General features: G+C 69.0%; 12 protein-coding genes and 1 pseudogene. All 13 read left to right on the top strand.

What is annotated here, in order from left to right:
- Positions 1-39 precede the first annotated feature (39 nt).
- On the top strand, positions 40-1,011 hold the full coding sequence (locus tag Q9R31_RS12965) for a MoxR family ATPase (protein WP_311263134.1): 972 nt from the start codon (positions 40-42) through the stop codon (positions 1,009-1,011).
- A 73-nt stretch (positions 1,012-1,084) separates the two neighbouring features.
- A complete protein-coding gene (locus Q9R31_RS12960; protein WP_311263133.1) occupies positions 1,085-2,428 on the top strand; it encodes a DUF58 domain-containing protein in 1,344 nt (447 codons plus the stop codon).
- Positions 2,425-5,025 carry a transglutaminase-like domain-containing protein gene (locus Q9R31_RS12955; RefSeq protein ID WP_311263132.1) on the top strand — a complete coding sequence of 867 codons (2,601 nt, stop codon included), beginning with the start codon at positions 2,425-2,427 and terminating at the stop codon, positions 5,023-5,025. The genes Q9R31_RS12960 and Q9R31_RS12955 overlap by 4 nt, the downstream gene beginning before the upstream one ends.
- Positions 5,022-5,102 (top strand): annotated as a pseudogene (locus tag Q9R31_RS20190) (zinc-ribbon domain-containing protein); the annotation flags it as partial. The gene Q9R31_RS12955 and the pseudogene Q9R31_RS20190, both read left to right, overlap by 4 nt.
- A gap of 264 nt (positions 5,103-5,366) precedes the next feature.
- On the top strand, positions 5,367-6,575 hold the full coding sequence (locus Q9R31_RS12950; RefSeq protein ID WP_311263131.1) for an RDD family protein: 1,209 nt from the start codon (positions 5,367-5,369) through the stop codon (positions 6,573-6,575).
- Positions 6,572-7,522 (top strand): protein phosphatase 2C domain-containing protein, encoded by a 951-nt coding sequence (locus Q9R31_RS12945; protein WP_311263130.1) that lies wholly within the window; start codon positions 6,572-6,574, stop codon positions 7,520-7,522. Before Q9R31_RS12950 ends, Q9R31_RS12945 begins: the two co-directional genes overlap by 4 nt.
- The gene (locus Q9R31_RS12940; protein WP_311263129.1) at positions 7,509-9,473 is read left to right on the top strand and encodes an FHA domain-containing protein; all 1,965 of its coding nucleotides are present in this window, start codon (positions 7,509-7,511) and stop codon (positions 9,471-9,473) included. Before Q9R31_RS12945 ends, Q9R31_RS12940 begins: the two co-directional genes overlap by 14 nt.
- Complete coding sequence (locus tag Q9R31_RS12935; protein ID WP_311263128.1) at positions 9,470-11,269, top strand: serine/threonine-protein kinase; 1,800 nt, start codon at positions 9,470-9,472, stop codon at positions 11,267-11,269. Before Q9R31_RS12940 ends, Q9R31_RS12935 begins: the two co-directional genes overlap by 4 nt.
- Before the next feature lie 112 nt (positions 11,270-11,381).
- Positions 11,382-12,086: a hypothetical protein gene (locus Q9R31_RS12930; protein WP_311263127.1), complete on the top strand. Its 705-nt coding sequence runs from the start codon at positions 11,382-11,384 to the stop codon at positions 12,084-12,086.
- Positions 12,083-16,528, top strand: coding sequence for an FtsK/SpoIIIE domain-containing protein (locus Q9R31_RS12925; protein WP_311263126.1), 4,446 nt, complete (start codon positions 12,083-12,085; stop codon positions 16,526-16,528). Before Q9R31_RS12930 ends, Q9R31_RS12925 begins: the two co-directional genes overlap by 4 nt.
- 121 nt (positions 16,529-16,649) lie before the next feature.
- Positions 16,650-17,282 (top strand): hypothetical protein, encoded by a 633-nt coding sequence (locus tag Q9R31_RS12920; RefSeq protein WP_311263125.1) that lies wholly within the window; start codon positions 16,650-16,652, stop codon positions 17,280-17,282.
- Positions 17,283-17,338: 56 nt separating this feature from the next.
- Positions 17,339-19,654, top strand: coding sequence for an NAD-dependent DNA ligase LigA (ligA, locus tag Q9R31_RS12915; RefSeq protein ID WP_311263124.1), 2,316 nt, complete (start codon positions 17,339-17,341; stop codon positions 19,652-19,654).
- Complete coding sequence (locus tag Q9R31_RS12910) at positions 19,651-20,460, top strand: inositol monophosphatase family protein (protein ID WP_311263123.1); 810 nt, start codon at positions 19,651-19,653, stop codon at positions 20,458-20,460. Before ligA ends, Q9R31_RS12910 begins: the two co-directional genes overlap by 4 nt.
- Positions 20,461-20,501: the final 41 nt, after the last annotated feature.

Here is a 20,501-nt window from a genome sequence, read left to right as displayed (position 1 = left end):
ACCCGGAACGCCTCTACTACCTTCGAAAAGGACCCCTTCATGACCATGACCATCGAGCAGGCCGAGTGGTTTGCCGACACATTCGAAAAGCTGGTTGCCAACGTGGGGCAGGCGGTGCTGGGCAAGGAACACGTCATCCGGCTGACCTTCACTGCCATGCTGGCCGAGGGACACGTCCTGTTCGAGGACGCACCCGGGACGGGTAAGACTTCCCTTGCCCGGGCCCTCGCCGCCACGGTGCAGGGCTCCAACAACCGCATTCAGTTCACCCCGGACTTGCTTCCCTCCGACGTGACCGGTGTGACGATCTACGACCAGAAGACGCAGAAGTTCGAGTTCCACAAGGGCCCGATCTTCAACAACATTGTCCTGGCCGACGAGATCAACCGTGCGTCGCCGAAGACCCAGTCGGCGCTGCTGGAGGTCATGGAGGAATCCCGGGTTACCGTGGACGGCGTCACGTACCAGGCAGGCCGCCCTTTCATGGTCATGGCCACCCAGAACCCGATCGAGCAGGCAGGTACGTACCGCCTGCCCGAGGCCCAGTTGGACCGGTTCCTGATCAAGACCTCCATTGGATACCCGGACCACGCCTCCACCGTCCGGCTCCTGGGCGGAAACAACCTGAAGGACCGGTCCAAGGATCTGTCCGCCGTGATCACCACCCAGGCCGTCGCGGACATGGCCGATCTCGCCGCAACGGCGCACGTTGACACCGCCGTGCTTGAGTACATCTCCCGGCTGTGCGAGGAGACGCGCAGCGCCCCGGAGACCCGGCTCGGCGTCTCCGTCCGCGGCGCCCTGGCCATGGTCCGCGCGGCCAAGGTCTGGGCCGCCGCGCAGGGACGGAACTTCGTGCTGCCGGATGACATCAAGGAACTGGCACCCGTGGTGTGGACCCACCGGTTCGTCATGGACCCCGAAGCGGAGTTCTCCGGCGCCACCGCCGAAGCCGTGCTCACCAGGATCCTGGCCGACGTCGCCGCCCCGCAGCAGCGCACCAACGCCTGAACCGCCCGGCCCGCAGTCCCAGGCCGCAGCCCCAACCACCGCCATCCCCGCGCAACAACGAAGGCACACCCTTATGTCCGACGGCACGTCCAGCGGCAGCCGGTTGACCCGGCTCGCAGAGCGTCTCCAGCAGCCCTTCCACCGGAACGGCCGCCCCGCCCGGCTGCATCCTGCAGCGGTATGGTCCGAAGCCAGCAGCACCGCCCTGCTCGCCCTCGCGCCCGCCTGGCGGGCCGTCCGGGACAACTGGCTGAAGTACGCGTGGCCCGTGCTGTCCGTTGTCAGCATCCTGGGCTGGTCCGTGCTGGCTGCCGCCATCCTGCTGTGGACCACCGGCCAGGCATTCGGCTGGCAGGAAGCCACGGCCGCGTCCATCGCCGCCTTCGTGATGTTCGTGATCGCCGTTGCCTTCATCCTCGGCCGGTCCTCCTACGGGGTGGTCCTGGACCTCGCCCGCACGCGGGTGGCGGTGGGGGACAGCGCTGTGGGCAGCATCGCCGTCTCCAACACCTCCGCCCGTCCGTTGCTGCCGGCCGCGCTGGAACTCCCGGTGGGCAGCACCACGGCCGTCTTCCATCTGCCGCGGATGAAGCCCGGCCAGATCCACGAGGACCTGTTCACCATCCCCACCGCCAGGCGAGCCGTGATCGTGGTGGGACCGGTCCGTTCCGTCCGGGCCGACCCGCTGCACCTGCTGCGCCGCCAGGTCCTCTGGACCGGGCCCGAGGACCTCTTTGTCCACCCGCGCACTGTTGCCTTGGCTGGCTCTGCCGCAGGCTTCATCCGTGACCTTGAAGGTATGCCCACCACGGACCTCTCCAGCGCGGACGTCTCCTTCCACGCCCTGCGGGACTACGTGCCGGGCGATGACCGCAGGCACATCCACTGGAAGACCACGGCCCGCACCAACAAACTGATGGTGCGCCAATTCGAGGAAACCCGCCGCGCCCACCTCGCCATTTCGCTGTCCGTCAACACGGACGAATATGGCTCCGAGAACGAATTCGAGATGGCTGTCTCCGTGGCTGCCTCCATTGGCCGGCAGGCAATCCGTGAACAGCGCGAACTCGATGTGCTCACGCAAAAGGGGCCGCTGCGCTGCGAAACCGGCCGCACCATGCTCGATGACATGACCCGGATCGTCGGCACCCCGATGCGCCGCACCGCCGTCGACCTCGCCAGGACCCTGGCCGACACCGTGCCCAACGCCTCCGTGGTGTTCTTCGTGGTGGGCAGCAATGTGACCGCAACCCAGCTTCGTACCGCCGCCGCGTCCGTCCCGCCCGGCGTCCGCAGCCTGGCGGTACGGGTGGAAGCCGGCGCGCCGCCCACCAGGGCCAACATCGCAGACCTCACTGTCCTGACGCTCGGCGACCTGGCCGACCTTGCCATCGTGCTGAGAAAGGCTGCCGCATGAGCGCCGCACCGGGCCAGCCCCCGTACACGCGACCCCCACACACGCGGTCCCCGCAAACCCGTATCCGCCGCAAGGCCGCCAACCCGGACTCAGCCTTCGCCAATGGCCAGCCCACCTGGCATTTCCTGCTCGACTCCGGAGCCCTGGTGGTCCTGCTGGGCCTGGGCCTGCTCGGCTTCGGCCTGAGCTTCGGCGGTGACCCCTACTACCTCCTGTCCGGGTTCGGCGGTATCATCCTGGGCCTGGCCATCGGCGCGGCCAACGCCCACCTGCGCCTGGGGCTGCTGATCACCACCGCCCTGGCCCTTGCCGGCTACCTGGTGTTCGGGACCTGGCTGGCCGTGCCGGACTCCGCCATCGCCGGATTCGTCCCCACCCTGGATTCGCTGCGGACCCTGCTCCTGGGCGTCGTCTTCGCCTGGAAGGACATGCTCACGGTGGGCGTGCCGGTGGGAACCGCCGGCGGCGTGCTCATCGTCCCCTTCCTGAGTTCCCTGGTCACGGCACTTGTGGCCGCGCTCCTGACCTGGCGGGCAAAGAGCCCCTACCTGCCCCTTCTCCCGGTACTGGTCCTGTTCGTCACGGGCATCGCCTTCAGCACCAACGCCGCCTTCCTGACCCTGGAACGCGGCATCGGACTGACCGTGCTCGGCATCGCGTGGGCAACTTTCCGCAGGGACGCCCTGCGCCGCAACAGCACGCGCAGGGTGGCGGTGAACAATCCGCAGACGGACAGCGCCACCGCACGCCGGGCCCGGGTCCGCCGACTGGGCATGGCCGCGGGAGTGATCGCCCTGAGCGTGGGAATCACCGCGGTGGCCGCACCCCTGGTCAGTGCCGGCGGGGACCGCAAGGTCCTCCGCAACGTGGTGGTCCCGCCGTTCGATCCCAAGGACTACATCACGCCCCTGGCCAGTTTCCGGACCTACGTCAAGGACAAGAAGGACGACACCCTGTTCGTGGTCAACGGGCTTCCGCGTGACGGCCGGGTGCGCCTTGGAGCCCTGGACGCCTTCAACGGCACCAACTACAACATGGACCCCAACGGCTCCGGCAACTTCAGCAAGGTGGGCGACGCCAAGTCCATCAACACCCTCGCAGACACATTCGGGGTGGTGCCCACGAAGGATTACTCGATCAGCATCACCGTGGAGGATTACCAGGGCTTCTTCGTCCCCGGCGGCCGGAAAACCACGGGCATCAGCTTTGACCAGGCCGGCACCGCCGCGGCTGCCGGCCTCTACTTCAACGCCGGAACGGACACCGCCGTCACCACCAACGGCCTGACCCGCGGCGACTCGTACAGGGTGCAGGTGTCCGACCCCGTAAAGCTCGAGCACGGGCAGCTGACGCAGTACGACTTCGCCAAGGTCTCCCTTCCCGACCCGCTGGAAGTTCCGCCGGTGGTGGGTTCCCAGGCCAATGACCTGTCCGCCGACGCTCCCACCGCCATCGACCGGGTGCGCCAGATCGAGGCGCACTTCCAAAAGACGGGGGCCTTCAGCAACGGCCTGGTGAGCGAGGGGCAGCTGCCCAGCGTCTCCGGCCACGGTGCCGCCCGGATCCGCAACCTGCTGACGGCCAAGCAGATGCTCGGTGACGATGAACAGTACGCGGTCGCCATGTCCCTGATGCTCCGGCACCTGGGCATCCCGTCCCGCGTGGTGATGGGTTTCTACCCGGAGCCCACCAGCCCGGAAAACGGCGCAGGCGAGGTGAAGATCACCGGGCAGGACGTCCACGCCTGGGTGGAGGTCGCGTTTGAGCGGGTGGGCTGGGTCAGTTTCGATCCCACCCCGCCCAAGGACAACATCCCCATCCCGCCGGATCCCGAGAATAAGTCCAAGCCCAAGCCGCAGGTGCTGCAGCCGCCGCCCCCGCCGCAGGAGCCCGCGGATCTGCCGCCGGACTCCTCACCGGACGCCCTGGACGCGGACCAGAAGAAGAACAACCCCTGGCTGTTCTGGGGCGCACTCCTGGGCGCGCTTGGAGTCGCCGCCATTCCGCTGGTGGTCCTGGCCCTGCCGCTGTTGCTGATCGCGTTGTTGAAGGCACGACGGCGGAAGTCGCGTTTCCGCGACGGCCACCCCGCCCAGCGTGTGGGCGGAGGCTGGAACGAGGTGGTGAGCCTGGCCACCGACCTGGGGGCCGCCGTCGACACCCGCTCGACGCGGCGCGAGAGCGCAGCGGTCCTGGCCGATGCCTTCCCGGCGGCCCAGGGGACCACCACCCTGCTGGCGCGCCGGGCCGACGCGTCGATCTTCGGTGCTGGGGAACCCACCGAGGAGGACGTCCGCGAGTACTGGACCCTCGTTGACGGTTCCCTCAAGGAGATGACCTCGGGCATGGGGTTCTGGCGCCGTCAGCAGGCACGGTTCTCGCCGCGCTCGCTGCTTGCCGACGCCCGGACCGCCATGAACTCCGGCAAGGGCACCAGCCTGCGCGGCGGCCGGCTGGTGCTGCCGGCGGTGTCCGGCTTCATTGCCGCCCGCCGCCGTCGTGCTTCCGGCAGTGCCGGTGCGCCGGACCGGCAAGGAGCCAGCCAACAGGGAGCCGCCCAGCAGGGAGCCGGCCAGGAAGGACGCGGCGGGCAATGAGCTTCGACGCCGAACGCTGCCCGCGCTGCCAACAGCACCTCCGGGCGGGGGCCACCTTTTGCACCGCCTGCGGAGCGCCGCTGCCCAACCGTGCGGCGCGGCGCCCCCGCACCACTGACCTGCCGGTGGAGCACGACGGGAGCCGTGCCGGGGAGGCGCGCCACGCGCACCCGCCCGGGATTCCCGGTACTATCCCGGTAGTAGAAAGGCCCCCGGCAGGTCAGCCGGCGGGCACGGCATTGAGGGGCACCGCCTACGCGGGCACCTTGAACACTGGCACCGCGCCGGGCAGGGCCGGCGGTTCCACAAGGGTGGAGGCCGCTCCAGGGGGAGGAACGGGAATGGCAGTGAACCTTGAGCTTGTTCCGGCTGCGGCGGGCAAGCGGCTTGGCGCTGCCGTGATCGACTGGCTGCCGGGGGTGGCGGTCCTGGTGGTGACGTTTGCCATCGGATTCGCCGGGATCACCCGGACCAGAAGCGGCGGCTTCATTGTCTACGACACCTCCTCCCTGGTGCTCTTTGGCGGCATCGGCCTCGGCCTGACCCTGGCCTACCTGTCCGTGGTGCTCGGCATGGAGGCCCGCACCGGCAAAACGCCGGGCAACCTGCTCATGGGGATCCGCAGCGCGGACCAGGACGGCTATGCCCCCGGCGCCGGTCCCGTGTTCCTGCGGGGCCTCATCACCGGGGCAGGCGTCCTGCTGGCCGTGCTGGCCGCGGTGCTGGTGGTGGTCTTTAAATGGTTTGACGCCGCCCTGTTCATCCTTGGCCCATTGCTCCTGGTCGGTGCCGTCTGGGCCGTGCTGGTGGTTGTTTCCAACCGGTGGGACAAGAACGGCGGCCTACGCGGCTGGAATGACAGCGCCGCGAGAACCCTGGTGTTCGACGTCAAGGCCGGCCGCGACCCCCTCACTACCGGCGGCATTCAGGGGCCCTACAGCTTCGCGCCGCTGGACCTGCCGCCCGTGCAGCCGGTGCTGTCCCCGGTGGCCGGCGCCACTGCAGGCCAAACGCCACCTCCGCAACCTCCAGCACCGCAACCTCCGGCACCCCAAGCACCTTCGCCGTCGAACACCATGCCGTACACCTCGCCGCCCTCCTTCGCGCCGGGTTTTGCACCGACGGGTTCCGGAGCCGGCCACCGGCTACCCCCGCAGCACGTGGACGACGACATCGAACGCACCCAGGTGCGCCCCGGAACCGGCGGCCCGGCCCCTGTGGCGGTCCTCCGGATCCGCCTGGACGACGGCCGCGACTTCCAGCTGGACCGCAGCGTCCTGGTGGGCCGCAACCCGGTGGGGAAAACCGGGGAGCAGAACGCACAGCTGCTGGCCGTGGACGATCCCGGGCGTTCCATCTCCAAGACCCACCTGCACCTGCTCACCGACGGCGCAGGCATTTGGGTGACGGACCGGCAGTCCACCAACGGAAGCGCCGTCACCACCCCGGACGGCCTGCGCACCCCCTTGGCGCCGGGCGTCCCCACCTTTGTTACCCCGGGATCCAGCGTGCATTTCGGAGACCGTACCTTTTACCTAGGACAGGCATGAACCAGCACCCCGCCAGTGTTTCCTCCACCATCCAGCCGGGGCCGGGACTCAGCCTCAGCTACGGCTACGGGACGGACAGGGGACTCCGCCGGGAGCTGAACGAGGATTCGTACATCGCGGCCGACCCCGTCTTCGCCGTCGCCGATGGCATGGGTGGCCATGAAGCCGGCGAAATTGCCAGCGGCCTGTGCGTGCGGGCCCTCGCGGAAATGCCCCAGGTCAGCACGGGGGAGCGGAGCATCACCGCTGCCGTCCTCCAGCAGTACCTGGTGCGCGCGGACAATTCGATCCGTGAGGCCACCGGAGCCCGTGCCGGCACTACCCTTACCGGTGCCGTCGTCGTGGAACAGATGGGCATGCCGTACTGGCTGGTCCTGAACATCGGCGATTCGCGCACGTACCGGCTCAGCCAGGGACGCTTCGAGCAGATCAGTGTTGACCACTCGGAGGTCCAGGAACTCGTGGACGCGGGCGAAATCACCGCCCAGGAAGCAACGGTCCACCCGCGGCGGCACGTGGTGACCCGGGCTTTGGGCACAGGGGATGAGACGGAGGCGGACTACTGGCTCATCCCCGTGGAGGAAGGCGACCGTGTCCTGGTCTGCTCGGACGGCCTGACCGGGGAACTGGCAGACGAGGAAATCCTCGGGATCCTCAGTACCATGGCGGACCCGCAGGACGCAGTGGACGCCCTGATCCAGGCCGCGCTGCGCAGCGGCGGGCGGGACAACGTGACGGCCATCGTGGTGGACGCCAGGAACGTTGCGGACGACGACGGCGCGGGCACCACAGCGCCCCGCCTCACCTCCGCTGACGGGGACGAAGTGACCCTGCCGCGCCCGCAGGCAACCGAAGCCGTGACGGAGCCCCTGCCCGCGCCGGTTGAGGAGAGCGCGGACCACAACAGCACTGCCCGGCACGGGGAGCAGGGCAATGACCGGCGCTAGCTACATCCCCGGCTCCTGGTTGGGCATCGTCCGGTCCCGCACCGCAGTCCTTCTGGGCCCCGGGTCACCCGCCGAACTCGCAGGTGCGCTGTGGGAACTCCTGGCCGGCCGCCCCGAGCCGCATGAGGTCCTCGCCGCCGTGACCAGCACTTCCGGCGGGTTCCTCACCCGCATCCCGTCTTTCGGCATCCTGGACTTCAACGGGTCCCTGCGGATCTTCCTGCGCGGCGACATCGACCTCACCGTCGACCAGCCCGGGGGAGCCGTGGACCTTGACGGCCGGGACGTGACCACCTGGAACGAACGCAGGTTCGTGGTCCCCGGGACCTGCAGGGTGGTGATCGCGGGCGGCGGCGCCGGCACCCCCGGGCACGCTGCCGAACATCCCGAACTGCCGCTTAGCGAGGGCGTGGTGCTGCTGCAGTCCCTGACCCTGGGCGCACCGTCCGGCCCCGCTGCCGTGGGTGGCCCGCCCGCGGCGGAGGGCATGCCCGAAACCGCACTTCTTTCCGAAGCCACGCTCCTTCCCGCAGCCACGTTCCGTCCCGAACACGGGGCCCCGGCCGAAACAGTACTGGGAGTCATTGACGAGGACCCGGCCGATGGACACCCGGCTGGCGGGGTTGCCGATGCACCGGCCGCGGAAGGCCTTGACCCGGACCGTGTTGACCCGGACGCCACGATTGCCCCGGACGGCATTATTGGGGTCGACGGAGAGACCGGCACTGGCGGGGAGCTGCTTGGGGAGGCCGACGCAGAGCCGGAACTCCCCGAAACAGCGGGTGGAGATGATACGAGCGGCGCGCCTGCCGGGACCGGCGCGGGTCCCGCGGAGGAGATGACGTCGTCTTATGACCACCTTTGGGACCGAACGGTGATGCGGCACATCGAAGACGCTGCCGTGCGCGAGGACATCGACGCCGATTCGGGCCACGTTTCCCGGCAGCAACCACCGGCCCTGGCCGCCGCCGAACCGATGCCCGCCCTCGGTGCCGCGGAGGACCCGGCCCCCGAAATTCCGCCGGCCAGTTCCGGTACCGGGCCCGGTCCCGCCTCCAGCGGCGTCCTCATCGATTCCGTCCCGTGGCGCATTGGGGGAGCCACGCCTGCCGCCCCGGCACCCTCCACGCCGCCGACCCCGGGCACCCCGGCCGCTCCGCAGGCAACCCCCTTTCCGGCCCCATCCACGCCAACGCCAACAGCATCCCGTGTTGGCCCCGCCGGCCCAGCATCTGTCTCCGTTCCAGTGCCCGGATCCGCCGCCGGCCAGGAACCCGTTGCGGCACAGGAATCCGGCGCCGGGTCCGGCGCGGGATTCGATGCCGGCTTCGACCCCGACCACGATGGCCAGACGGTCATGAAGGGCAGCTTGCGGGGGACCGCATCCGGTCCGGCATTGAACGCATCGGACGGACAGCAGGGCGCCGGACAGCAGGGCGCCCGTCAGCAGGGCGCCGGTCAGCAGGGTACTGGTCGGCCGGACGCAGGCGGCGGCCCGCTGGTGCTGGCGCGCGTCTGTGCGCAGGGCCACGCCAATCCACCCACCCGTGCCCAGTGCAGCGCGTGCGGGGCCGCCCTGTTGCCTGATGCCGTGCAGGTGGCGCGTCCCCGGCTTGGCCGGATGCGCCTGTCCACCGGCGAACTGCTGGACCTCGACCAGTCGATGGTCATCGGCCGGCAGCCGTCCGTGTCCCGGGTCCAGGGCGGCGTCATGCCGCGGCTGGTCCAGGTGGCAAGCCCCGGCGGCGACATTTCCAGGTCCCACCTCGAGGTGCGGCTCGAGGGCTGGCACGTGATGCTCTGCGACCTCAAGGCCACCAACGGCACGGTCCTGGTCCGGGAAGGCCAGCCGCCGCGGCGCCTCGCCCAGAACGAGATGGCCATCCTGCTCGACGGCGACATCGCGGAACTGGGCGACAACATCTCACTGCGTTTTGAGGAGATTCCTTGAGTTCCAAACGGCCTGTTGCGCCGCCGCCCCGCATTCCGGGGTTCACCTATATCAGCCTTCTGGGTTCCGGCGGGTTTTCCGACGTCTACCTGTATGAGCAGGACAGGCCGCGCCGGAAAGTCGCCGTCAAGGTGCTGCTCTCGGACCTCAAGACCGAGGGCGCGCGCCGTCGGTTCGAGTCCGAAGCCAACCTCATGGCCCAGCTGTCCTCGCACCCGTACATCGTCACGATTTTCGAAGCGGAAGTAACGGACGACGGGCATTCCTACCTGGCCATGGAGTACTGCTCCCGGCCCAGCCTGGACGTGCGGTACCGGCGCCAGCGCTTCAGTGTGGACGAGGTCCTGGCGGTGGGCATCCAGGTGGCGTCCGCCGTCGAAACCGCCCACCGGGCCGGCATCGCCCACCGCGACATCAAGCCCGCCAACATCCTGGTGACGGACTACAACCGCCCGGCCCTCACTGACTTCGGCATTTCCGGCACCCTGGCCGGGGACTCGGACGACGATTCGGGCATGTCCATTCCCTGGTCCCCGCCCGAGCAGTTCCGGGACGGCAGCGTCGACGGTGTCATGGTGGACGTCTGGGCCCTCGGCGCCACGCTGTACACCCTGCTGGCGGGCCGCTCACCCTTCGTGATGCCCGGTGCGGACAACTCGCAGCGCGAACTGATCAACCGGATCAGCAATATGGCGCTGCCGCGGCTGGGCCGCGCCGACGTACCGGAGTCACTGGAACTCGCCCTGGCCACGGCCATGGCCAAATCGCCCCAATCCCGGTACTCCTCCGCGCACGCCTTCGCGCTCGCCCTGCAGCGCATCCAGGCGGAGCTCAACCTTTCCGTCACGCCCTTCGAGGTGCTGGAGGAGCCCCCGCAGGAAGAGAGCCACCCGGACGACGGCACCGAGGAGACGCGCGTCCGCAGCATTGCTGCCATCGATCCGGAAGGGACCGGCAGTGCACCCACCTTCCCGGCCCGTACCCGCCCCAACCCTCCAGGCGCCGGGACTGACGCCGCGGGGCGCAGGGGTACCCTCCCGCCGTCGCACTTTGCCCCCGCCACGCCCGGCCAAGGGAAGCCGGCCCCGGCAGTGCCCTCCATTCCGGCCCGAACCACCTGGGCTGCAGCCGCCGGAGCGGCGTCCACCGGAGCAGCTGCTCCTGCAGCAGGAACGGACGACGGCGCCGGCCAGGGGGAGTGGGCCCAGTCCACCGTCCTGCGTGGCAGCGCAGGGGCGGCACACTACGGCGCACCGGTAACGGATGCCGCGGGAGCCGGGCAGGACACGTCCTACACCGCCGACGCAACCGTCCAGCGGGCCGTCTCAGTGGACGAGCCGCGGGAGGCACCGGACGCGGACCACGGGAAGCGCAATCTGTGGCTCGCGATTGCCGGCGGCACCCTCCTGGCGCTCGCGGCAGTGGTCGGCATCGTGGCGGCGAACACGGTGACAGGCACCCCCAAGGTTGTGGAAACCCAGCAGGCCAGCAAACCCCCCGCCGATGCCTTGGACAACGGCACCGTGCCCGACGTCGAGGGCCTCAAGGGTGCCATCGGTGCCGACGGCAAAGCCAGCTTCACGTGGACCAATCCGCAGCCGAAGGAGGGCGACACCTACAAGTGGAAGGTGTACAGCATCGGCGGCAACAGCGCGGAATTCCATGCCGTCGCGCAGCCCTCCGTGCAGATCCAGCCCAACCCCACCGGCCAGACCTGCATCCAGGTGATGATCGTCCGCTCAGACGGCGCGTTCTCACCCATGGAGGAGGGCTCCACCGCCTGCACCGGCCAATGACGGTCCCGCTTCAGTCAATCAGCTGCCACCCCTTGGTCGGAGTCCGGCCGCACCGCACCACCAACAACACTGACCTTAACCGCAACAGTTCTGCCTTGAGGAGGCACAGATCATGGGGGATCTAGCAATAGATTTCTGTGGCGAATGGTACGAGCCATCGGATGAGGACATCTTCAATATCGGCCGCGAAGGCGACCTGGAGGTGGACGACAACCCGTACCTGCACCGGCAGTTCCTGCAGGTGGCCCGCTACGACGGCATCTGGTGGCTCAGCAACGTGGGCAGCATGCTTTCCGCCACCGTGGCCGACGCCTCCGGCGGCATGCAAGCTTGGCTGTCACCCGGCGCCCGGATTCCGCTGGTCTTCAGCCACACCAACGTCATCTTCACTGCCGGGCCCACCACCTACGAGTTCGCCGTCCACCTGAAGACGCCGTCCTTCCGGCAGGAAGCCAGGGAAGGCGCCAGCAGCGGGGACACCACCATCGGCCCCGTGGTTTTCACGGACGCGCAGAAGGCACTGATCGTGGCGCTCGCCGAGCCCGTGCTGCGGCGTGAAGGCACCGGCTTCAGCAGCATCCCGTCCTCCGCGGCCGCCGCCAGGACTTTGGGCTGGGCGCTGACCCGCTTCAACCGCAAGCTGGACAACGTCTGCGACAAGCTGGACCGGGTAGGCGTGGCGGGACTGCGGGGCGGCGGCGGCAAGCTTGCAACCAACCGCCGGGCACGCCTGGTTGAGCACGCCGTCACCACCCACCTGGTCACACCCGATGACCTGTACCTGCTGGAAAAGATGAGGGGCGTGGACGAAGGATGAAAATCCGGCTGACACTCCGCCGCGAACCCGCCGACGCCAAGGATCTCGCCGTCACGGTGGATGGCCTGGCCACCGTGGCCGACATCGCCACCGTCCTGTGGACGGCGGACCCTGCCCGCAAGGGTACGCCTGCGCCCGACAACCTCTCGCTGCGGATCGACGAGGCCTTCGTGGGCGCAGGCATCAGCGGGAACATCCTGGCCCGGGAGGACAACCTCCTGGAATCAGGCCTCCGCCCCGGCTCGGTGGTATCGCTGGCCCAGGTCAGCGGGCAGTTCCACGAACCCGGCGCCGGCCGCGGTCCGGCGGCGGCAACATTGCGCGTGCTGTCCGGGCCCGACGCCGGCCGCGAATTTTCGCTGCCCATCGGCACGAGCTACATCGGCCGGGACCGGGACGTGGACATCCGCCTGACGGACCCGCTCACCTCCAAGCGGCACGCCCGGATCACGGTGGGCGACGCCGTCGAGATCGTGGACACCAACTCCGCCAACGGCCTCCTGATGGACGGCCTGCCCGTCACCCGCGCAACCCTTAACTCCTCCGACACGGTGACCCTGGGCGACACCACCGTCACCGTGGTGCCGCTGGGGCACCACCACGCGGCAGCCCCGACGTCGCCCCTGGTGAACTTCAACCGCTCACCGCGGGTGGTGCCCCGTTTCGAGGTCTCCAAGCGGGTCCTGCCTGCCGGGCCCAAGCGACCCGAGGACCAGCCCTTCCCCTACATCATGCTGGTGGCGCCCCTGATGATGGGCGCGGTCATTTTCGCGGTGACGCAGAACGTGCTCTCCATGGTGTTCATGCTGATGATGCCGCTGTTCATTTTGGGCCATTACGTGGACCAGAAGATGCGGACCCGGAAGCAGCAGAAGGAACAGCTCAAGCAGTTCCGCGCCTCCATGGCCGCGTTCCGGCAGGACCTCACCGAACTGCAGCAGGTGGAACGGGCGGTCCGGCTACAGGAAGCGCCCTCCGTCAGCGACACCGTGGACGCCATCTATAAGCTGGGGCCGCTGCTGTGGACGCACCGGCCGGAGCACCCCTCGTTCCTGGGCCTGCGGTTCGGCCTGGGAACCGCGCCGTCCCGCATCCTGCTGGAAGAACCGTCGAACAACGACACGGAAGTCCAGTACAGCCGGGAAATCCAGGACTGCATCAAGCAGTTCAGCGGGATCGAAGGCGTCCCCGTGGTTTCCCAGCTCCGCACCTCCGGAGCCTTGGGGATTGCAGGTTCCCGCGGCTTGGTGGACGACGTGGCCCGTGCCGTGGTGCTTCAGCTGGTGGGACTGCATTCCCCGGCCGAAGTAGTCCTCGCCGCCATCACATCCGCCCAGTCCCGGGAGCGCTGGAACTGGCTGCAGTGGCTGCCGCACGTGGGCTCCGGCCACAGCCCCCTGGGCGGGGACCACCTGGCCGCCGGTTCGGCCGGCGGCTCCTCGCTGCTGGCCCGCCTCGAGGACCTGGTCGACGCGCGGGAGGCAGCGGCCAGGCGGGCCGGCCCGGACCTGCGTCCCGGCATCGACCCGGCGAAGCATGAGCTCGAAGAGCCGGTCCTCCCGTCCGTGCTGGTCATCGTGGAGGACGACGCGCCGGTGGACCGCGGCCGGCTTACCCGGCTGGCCGAACGAGGTCCCGACTCCGGCGTGCACATTCTCTGGGTGGCCACCGACATCCAGTCGCTGCCGGCCGCCTGCCGCGACTTCATGATGGTGGACGGCGACCATGGCACCACCACCGGCCAGGTCCGGCTGGGCCGCCACACCTACCCGGTCAGCTGCGAGAGCGTGGACGCCGAACTCGCAGCCCAGCTGGCCCGGATGCTGGCACCCGTGGTGGACGTGGGCAAGCCCGTCAATGACGATTCCGACCTGCCGCGCGCCGTGTCCTATGCGACCCTGATCGGCAAGGACTTCCTGGACAACCCGCAGGCGGTGGTTGAGCGCTGGACGGAAAACAACTCCCTGCACGCCACCGCCGTGGCCAACCGCAAGGACAACGGCACCCTCAGGGCCCTCGTGGGATCCAAAGGCATCGAGCCCTTGTATCTGGACCTGAAGAACGAAGGGCCGCACGCCCTGGTGGGCGGCACCACCGGCGCCGGTAAATCCGAGTTCCTGCAGTCCTGGGTGATGGGCATGGCCGCGGCCTACAGCCCGGACCGCGTCAGCTTCCTCTTCGTGGACTACAAGGGCGGCGCCGCCTTCGCCGACTGCATCAACCTTCCGCACACGGTGGGCCTGGTCACGGACCTGTCCCCGCACCTGGTGCGCCGGGCACTTACCTCCCTTCGCGCCGAACTGCACTACCGGGAGCAGCTGCTGAACCGGAAGAAGGCCAAGGACCTGCTGGCCCTGCAGCGGGAGGCGGACCCGGAAGCCCCGCCGTACCTGGTGATCATCGTGGACGAGTTCGCCGCCCTGGCCAACGACGTGCCCGAATTCGTGGACGGCGTGGTGGACGTGGCCGCCCGTGGCCGCTCCCTGGGCCTGCACCTCATCCTGGCCACCCAGCGGCCCGCCGGTGTCATCAAGGACAACCTCCGCGCAAACACCAACCTCCGGGTAGCCCTGCGGATGGCCGATGAGGACGATGCCACCGACATCCTGGGGGTTCCGGATGCGGCCTACTTCGACCCCGCCATTCCGGGCCGCGGTGCGGCCAAGACCGGTCCCGGCCGGATCCAGGGCTTCCAGACGGGCTACGCCGGCGGCTGGACCACCGATAAACCGCAGCGTCCCCAGATCGACATCGTGGAGATGGCCTTCGGCTCCGGTCCCAGCTGGGAAGCGCCGGCACCCGCGAATCCTGCGGCCCCGGAACCCGCCGGCCCCAATGACATCGCCAGGATGACCTCCACCATCGTGCACGCCGCGGACACACTGGCCCTCCGGCCGCCGCGGAAGCCGTGGCTCGACGAACTGGCCAAGACCTACGACTTCTCCAAGTTGCCCAATCCCCGCACCGACGAACAGCTGCTGCTGGGCGTCGCCGACGATCCCGTGCACCAGGACCAGCCCACCGTGTTCTACGAACCGGACCGGGACGGCAACATGGCCATCTACGGCACGGGCGGTTCCGGCAAGTCCGCAGCCCTCCGGGGCATCGCGATTGCAGCGGCCGTCACGCCGCGCGGCGGTCCCGTCCACGTCTACGGCATCGACTGCGGCTCTGCCGGGCTGCGGATGCTGGAGGAGCTTCCGCACGTGGGGGAGATCATCAATGGCGACGACGTCGAACGGGTCGGGCGGTTGCTGCGGCTCCTCCGGGACATCGCCGAGCTCCGTTCCGCGCAGTTCGCCGAGGTGCGGGCCTCCACGATCGTGGAGTACCGGAAGCTGGCCAACCGGCCGGACGAGAAGCGGATCTTCGTGCTCGTGGACGGCATGTCCGCCTTCCGTGAGGCATACGAGCACAGCAAGCTGTCCGGGCTCTGGGACATCTTCCTGCAGCTGGCCACCGACGGCCGGACCCTGGGCATCCACCTGGTAGTGACGGGGGACCGGCCCAACGCCGTCCCCGCCTCGCTGCTCGCCTCCATCCAGCGCCGCCTGGTCCTGCGCCTCTCCTCGGAGGACGACTACATTTCCATGGACGTGCCCCGGGACGTCCTCACCGCCACGTCACCCCCCGGCCGCGGTCTGCTGGACGGACTCGAAGTCCAGCTGGCGGTCCTGGGCGGGAACTCGAACCTGGCCCTGCAGGCCCGCGAAGTCCACAAGCTCAGCGAAGCCATGCGGCGGCAGGGCCTGGAAACCGCCCCGGGCATCGAACGGCTCCCCGAGCAGGTGGACCTGGATGTCCTGCCGGCCGGCAGCCCGGACCTGCCCGTCATCGGCGTGGACGACGAAACCCTGCAGCCCGCCGAAATCATGGCCCGCGGCCCGCTGCTGCTGGCCGGCCCGCCAGGGGCGGGGCGCACAGTGGCGCTGGTCACCCTGGCCTACGCGCTGCGCCGCTCCAACCCCGACACAGAGCTGGTCTACCTCGGATCCCGCCGGTCCGCCGTCGCATCCCTGCCCATCTGGAACCGCGCCGTCGTGGGCCCGGACGACCTCGCCGAGGTGGCGGAGGACCTCGTGGAGCACTCCACCGGGAACCCGGGAACTGTGGCCTTCTTCATCGAAGGCCTCACCGAGTTCACCGACACCATCGCCGAGTCCGGGATGGCACAGCTGGTCACCGCGTCCCTCAAGGCAGACCAATGGGTCATTGGCGAGTCCGAGTCCTCCACCTGGTCCTCCGCCTGGCAGCTTGCCCAGCCCTTCAAATCAGGCCGCCGCGGCCTGCTGCTGAACCCGGGGGACATCGAAGGCGACAGCCTGCTCAACACCTCCCTGGGCAGGGTCAGCCCGGACTTCATCCCAGGGCGCGGGTACGTGGTGGGAAGGGGCAAAGCCCGGAAAATCCAGCTGGCACTCCCGCCCGAAAACCGGGACTGAACAGCTCCGATGGACGCGGGCCGCGGTCCAGCGGGATTTGCGGCCCCACAGGGCGTTGTAGAAGACTACCGGGGACACCAGAAAGCCGCGGTGGGGGGACTGCGCGCATCGAAAGGTAGCAATGACCCCGTCCGCACCGGTACTCCACACTGTCTCGACGACGGCATCAGCAGCTCTCCTGGCCCTGTCCCTCGGCTTCCTCACAACCAGCCCGGCACTCGCCGCAACCCCTGAACCCTCGCCCACAGGCACGCAGGCTGCATCAGACTGCGGGCTTGTCTGCGTGCCCATCCTCGCCAACAACCCGGACCCCGGCCGCCCCCGCAAATCCAAGGAACCGGCCCAGCCGCCCGCCCAGCCGGCACCCCCAGCAGAGCCATCCGCCCAGCCGGTCCAGCCCCAGCCGCAGGGTGCCGATACGCCGCGGGCAGGCACGCCGCCGCAGGCAGGCACTCCAGAAACGGCCGCGCCTCCCGTCACGGCAGCGGAAATCCCGGAGGAATCCGTTACCGGTAACCCCTCGGCCGCAGCCGGCTACCGGCCGCCAACCGGCCCCTCCAGTGGTATGGACTGGAACAGCCCCGTCACCAGGACTGCCGGGCCAGCCCAGGTGGCCGCCGCAGGCCCCGCCCGTAGCCCGGGCCCGGACGGACCCGCCCTCCTGCCGATCGCTCTTGGAACGCTGCTCGTGGGCGTTTCCGCCGGCGCCCTCGCCTGGTGGAACCGAAACCGGAACCGGCTCCGCTCGCACTGACGGCCGTTTGACCGCCGTGCCAGGCGGCTGTCCGAGGTGTAAGGCAAGATAGGTCTGTGAGCACAGGACCAGGACCCGCAGAACAGACCGCCACCCGGACCGCGGCACCACACGAGCCCCAGGCCGTCCCCACCGAAGCCATCCGCGAGGAATACGAAAACCTCGCGGACCTGGTGCGGAAGTACCGGTTCGCGTATTACCAGGAGGACGCACCCCTGGTCTCGGACGCAGAATTCGACACGCTTTTCCGGCGCCTCGAGGAGATCGAGGCGCTGCATCCGGAACTGGTGGCCAACGACTCGCCAACCCAGGAAGTGGGCGGCGAGGTGTCCGCCGCGTTCGCGCCCGTGGAACACCTGCAGCGGATGTACAGCCTGGAGGATGTCTTCTCGCTGGAGGAGCTCGAGGCCTGGCTCAACCGGGCCGAGGCCAGCATCGAAAAGATCGGGGACGGGGGAGCCAAGGCCGCCTGGTTGACCGAACTCAAGATTGACGGCCTGGCGGTCAACCTTCTGTACCGTGACGGCAAGCTGGTGCGGGCCGCCACCCGGGGTGACGGAACCACCGGCGAGGACATCACCCATAACCTGCTCACCATCAAGGAAATCCCGCAGGAACTGCACGGCAGCGGTTTTCCCGCCGAAATGGAGGTTCGCGGCGAGGTCTTCATCCCGTCCAAGGCGTTCGCCGAGTTCAACGAAGCGCTGATCGAGGCCGGCAAGGCACCGCTGGCCAATCCCCGCAACGCCGCCGCCGGGTCCCTGCGGCAGAAAGACCCCGCGGACACGGCCAAGCGGCCATTGAAGATGTTCGTCCACGGCATCGGGGCCCGCGAGGGGCTGGAGGCCGGCAGCCAATCGGAAACGTACGGGCTGCTCAAGGCGTGGGGCCTGCCGGTCAGCCCCTACTTCGAGGTGCTGGCGACCCGGGAGGACGTCCTGGGCTTCATCAAACGGTACGGGGACCAGCGCCACAAGCTGCTCCATGAGATCGACGGCATCGTGATCAAGGTGGATGACTTCGCCACGCAGCGCGCCCTGGGCAACACCACCCGCGTTCCCCGCTGGGCCGTCGCGTACAAGTACCCGCCGGAGGAAGTCCACACCAAGCTCCTGGACATCCAGGTCAACGTGGGCCGCACCGGCCGCGTAACCCCCTTCGGCGTCATGGAACCGGTCAAGGTGGCCGGCTCCACGGTGGAAATGGCCACCCTGCACAACCAGGACGTGGTCAAGGCCAAGGGCGTCAAGATCGGCGACATCGTGATCCTGCGGAAAGCAGGTGACGTCATCCCCGAAATCGTGGGCCCGGTCCTGTCCCTCCGCGACCAGCAGGACCCGCCGGTCCGGGACTTCGTGATGCCCACCGAATGCCCCTCCTGCGGGACACCGCTGGCGCCGGCCAAGGAGGGGGACGTGGATGTCCGCTGCCCGAATGCCAGGTCCTGCCCGTCGCAGCTTCGCGAGCGGGTGTTCCATGTGGCGGGCCGGGGCGCCTTCGATATCGAGGCCCTGGGCTGGGAGGCGGCCATTGCGCTGACCCAGCCGGCCGAACCCGAAGTTCCCCCGCTGACCTCCGAAGCCGGGCTGTTCGACCTCACCCCCGAGGACCTGGCCGGCGTCAAGATCCGTCGGGAGAAGAAAGCCAAGGGCGTCCCCACCGGCGAGTACGAGCTGGTGCCGTACTTCTACAGCAAGGGCACGGCCAAGTCCCCGCCCAAGCCCACCGCCACCACCCAGAAACTGTTCAAGGAACTCGAAAAAGCAAAGTCCCAGCCGCTGTGGCGGGTGCTGGTTGCCCTGTCCATCCGGCACGTGGGCCCGCGCGCATCACGGGCCCTGGCACAGGCATTCGGCTCCATGGACCGCATCCGGGCAGCGTCCGAGGACGACTTGGCCCACGTGGACGGGGTGGGTCCCACCATTGCGGCCGCGCTGAAGGAATGGTTCGCGGAGGACTGGCACCTTGACATCATCGACCGCTGGGCCGCCGCCGGGGTGCGCATGGAGGACGAACGGGACGAGTCCATGCCGCGCACGCTCGAAGGGCTGACCGTGGTGGTCACGGGTTCCCTGCCCAACTTCAGCCGCGACGAGGCCAAGGAGGCCATCCTGCTCCGCGGCGGCAAGGCCTCCGGATCCGTGTCGAAGAACACCAGTTACGTGGTGGCGGGTGAAAGCGCCGGCAGCAAGCTGGACAAAGCCGAGCAGCTGGGGATTCCGGTGCTGGACGAGGACGGGTTCCGGCAACTGCTCGACGGCGGCCCGGCAGTCTTCGCGGATCCGGCGGCGTCCCGGACGGACGAGGACGGTAACGAGGAAGCGGCTGTACCGGCCGCAGCAGGGGAAGACACAGTGGAGGAGAACGCATGACATCGGCTTTGGAACTGCTGGAGGTCGCCAAGCAGGCCGCGGCGGCCGGTGCCAGGGTCCTTTCCGGCCGGGACGGCAACGCGTTGGACGCCAGCAACAAGGGGGCGGCCGGGGACTGGGTTACCGCCTTTGACGTTGCCGCCGAAAATGCGGTGCGGGACGTCATTGCCGCCGCCCGCCCCGGAGACAGCATCACCGGCGAGGAACAGGGCACCACCCGCCCTGCCGATCCCACCGGCTACCGTTGGTCCATCGACCCCCTGGACGGCACCACCAACTTCATCCGCAACATCGTCTACTACGCCACCTCCGTGGCTGTTGCCGATGCCGACGGCGCCTGGCTGGCCGGCGTCGTCAACGCCCCTGCCTTGGGCCGGATCTACTACGCCGCTCGCGGCCAGGGTGCGTGGCTGGAGGAACGCGGAACAGCCACCAGGCTCGAGGGACCGGTCTCCGGCCGGACGGGGCAGATCCTGGCCACCGGGTTCAGCTACGAGCCCCACGTCCGTTCCCAGCAGGCTGACGCCTTCGCCACCCTGATGGACGGATTCGCCGACGTCCGCCGGCTGGGCTCCGCGGCCCTGGACCTGTGCATGGTGGCGGACGGAACCCATGACGCGTACGGCGAGCGCGGCCTGAACGAGCACGACTTCTCGGCGGGCGCCCTGATAGCCGAGGAAGCGGGGTGCTGGGTGCGCAGGCCGCGCCTGACCAGTCCGCTCGACGGCGGCCCCACCGACGATGAACGGCTTGAGGCCTGGACCTGCGCGGCCAGCCTGGAGCTGTCCGGCAAATTTCCGCTATAGGTGGGTGCTTGGTACTGATAGTTCGATCACGGAAACCGCGT

This window comes from Pseudarthrobacter sp. BRE9 (assembly GCF_031844305.1).
Taxonomy (GTDB): Bacteria; Actinomycetota; Actinomycetes; order Actinomycetales; family Micrococcaceae; genus Arthrobacter.
Note: the sequence above shows the minus strand (reverse complement) of the source record. Positions and strands in the feature narration are given on the sequence as shown.

Bases quoted from the DNA above. Each gene is read 5' to 3' on its own strand.
- Q9R31_RS12965 (WP_311263134.1), top strand. From the start codon at position 40: ATGACCATGACCATCGAGCAGGCCGAGTGGTTTGCCGACACATTCGAA.
- Q9R31_RS12960 (WP_311263133.1), top strand. From the start codon at position 1,085: ATGTCCGACGGCACGTCCAGCGGCAGCCGGTTGACCCGGCTCGCAGAG.
- Q9R31_RS12955 (WP_311263132.1), top strand. From the start codon at position 2,425: ATGAGCGCCGCACCGGGCCAGCCCCCGTACACGCGACCCCCACACACG.
- Q9R31_RS12950 (WP_311263131.1), top strand. From the start codon at position 5,367: ATGGCAGTGAACCTTGAGCTTGTTCCGGCTGCGGCGGGCAAGCGGCTT.
- Q9R31_RS12945 (WP_311263130.1), top strand. From the start codon at position 6,572: ATGAACCAGCACCCCGCCAGTGTTTCCTCCACCATCCAGCCGGGGCCG.
- Q9R31_RS12940 (WP_311263129.1), top strand. From the start codon at position 7,509: ATGACCGGCGCTAGCTACATCCCCGGCTCCTGGTTGGGCATCGTCCGG.
- Q9R31_RS12930 (WP_311263127.1), top strand. From the start codon at position 11,382: ATGGGGGATCTAGCAATAGATTTCTGTGGCGAATGGTACGAGCCATCG.
- Q9R31_RS12925 (WP_311263126.1), top strand. From the start codon at position 12,083: ATGAAAATCCGGCTGACACTCCGCCGCGAACCCGCCGACGCCAAGGAT.
- Q9R31_RS12920 (WP_311263125.1), top strand. From the start codon at position 16,650: ATGACCCCGTCCGCACCGGTACTCCACACTGTCTCGACGACGGCATCA.
- Q9R31_RS12910 (WP_311263123.1), top strand. From the start codon at position 19,651: ATGACATCGGCTTTGGAACTGCTGGAGGTCGCCAAGCAGGCCGCGGCG.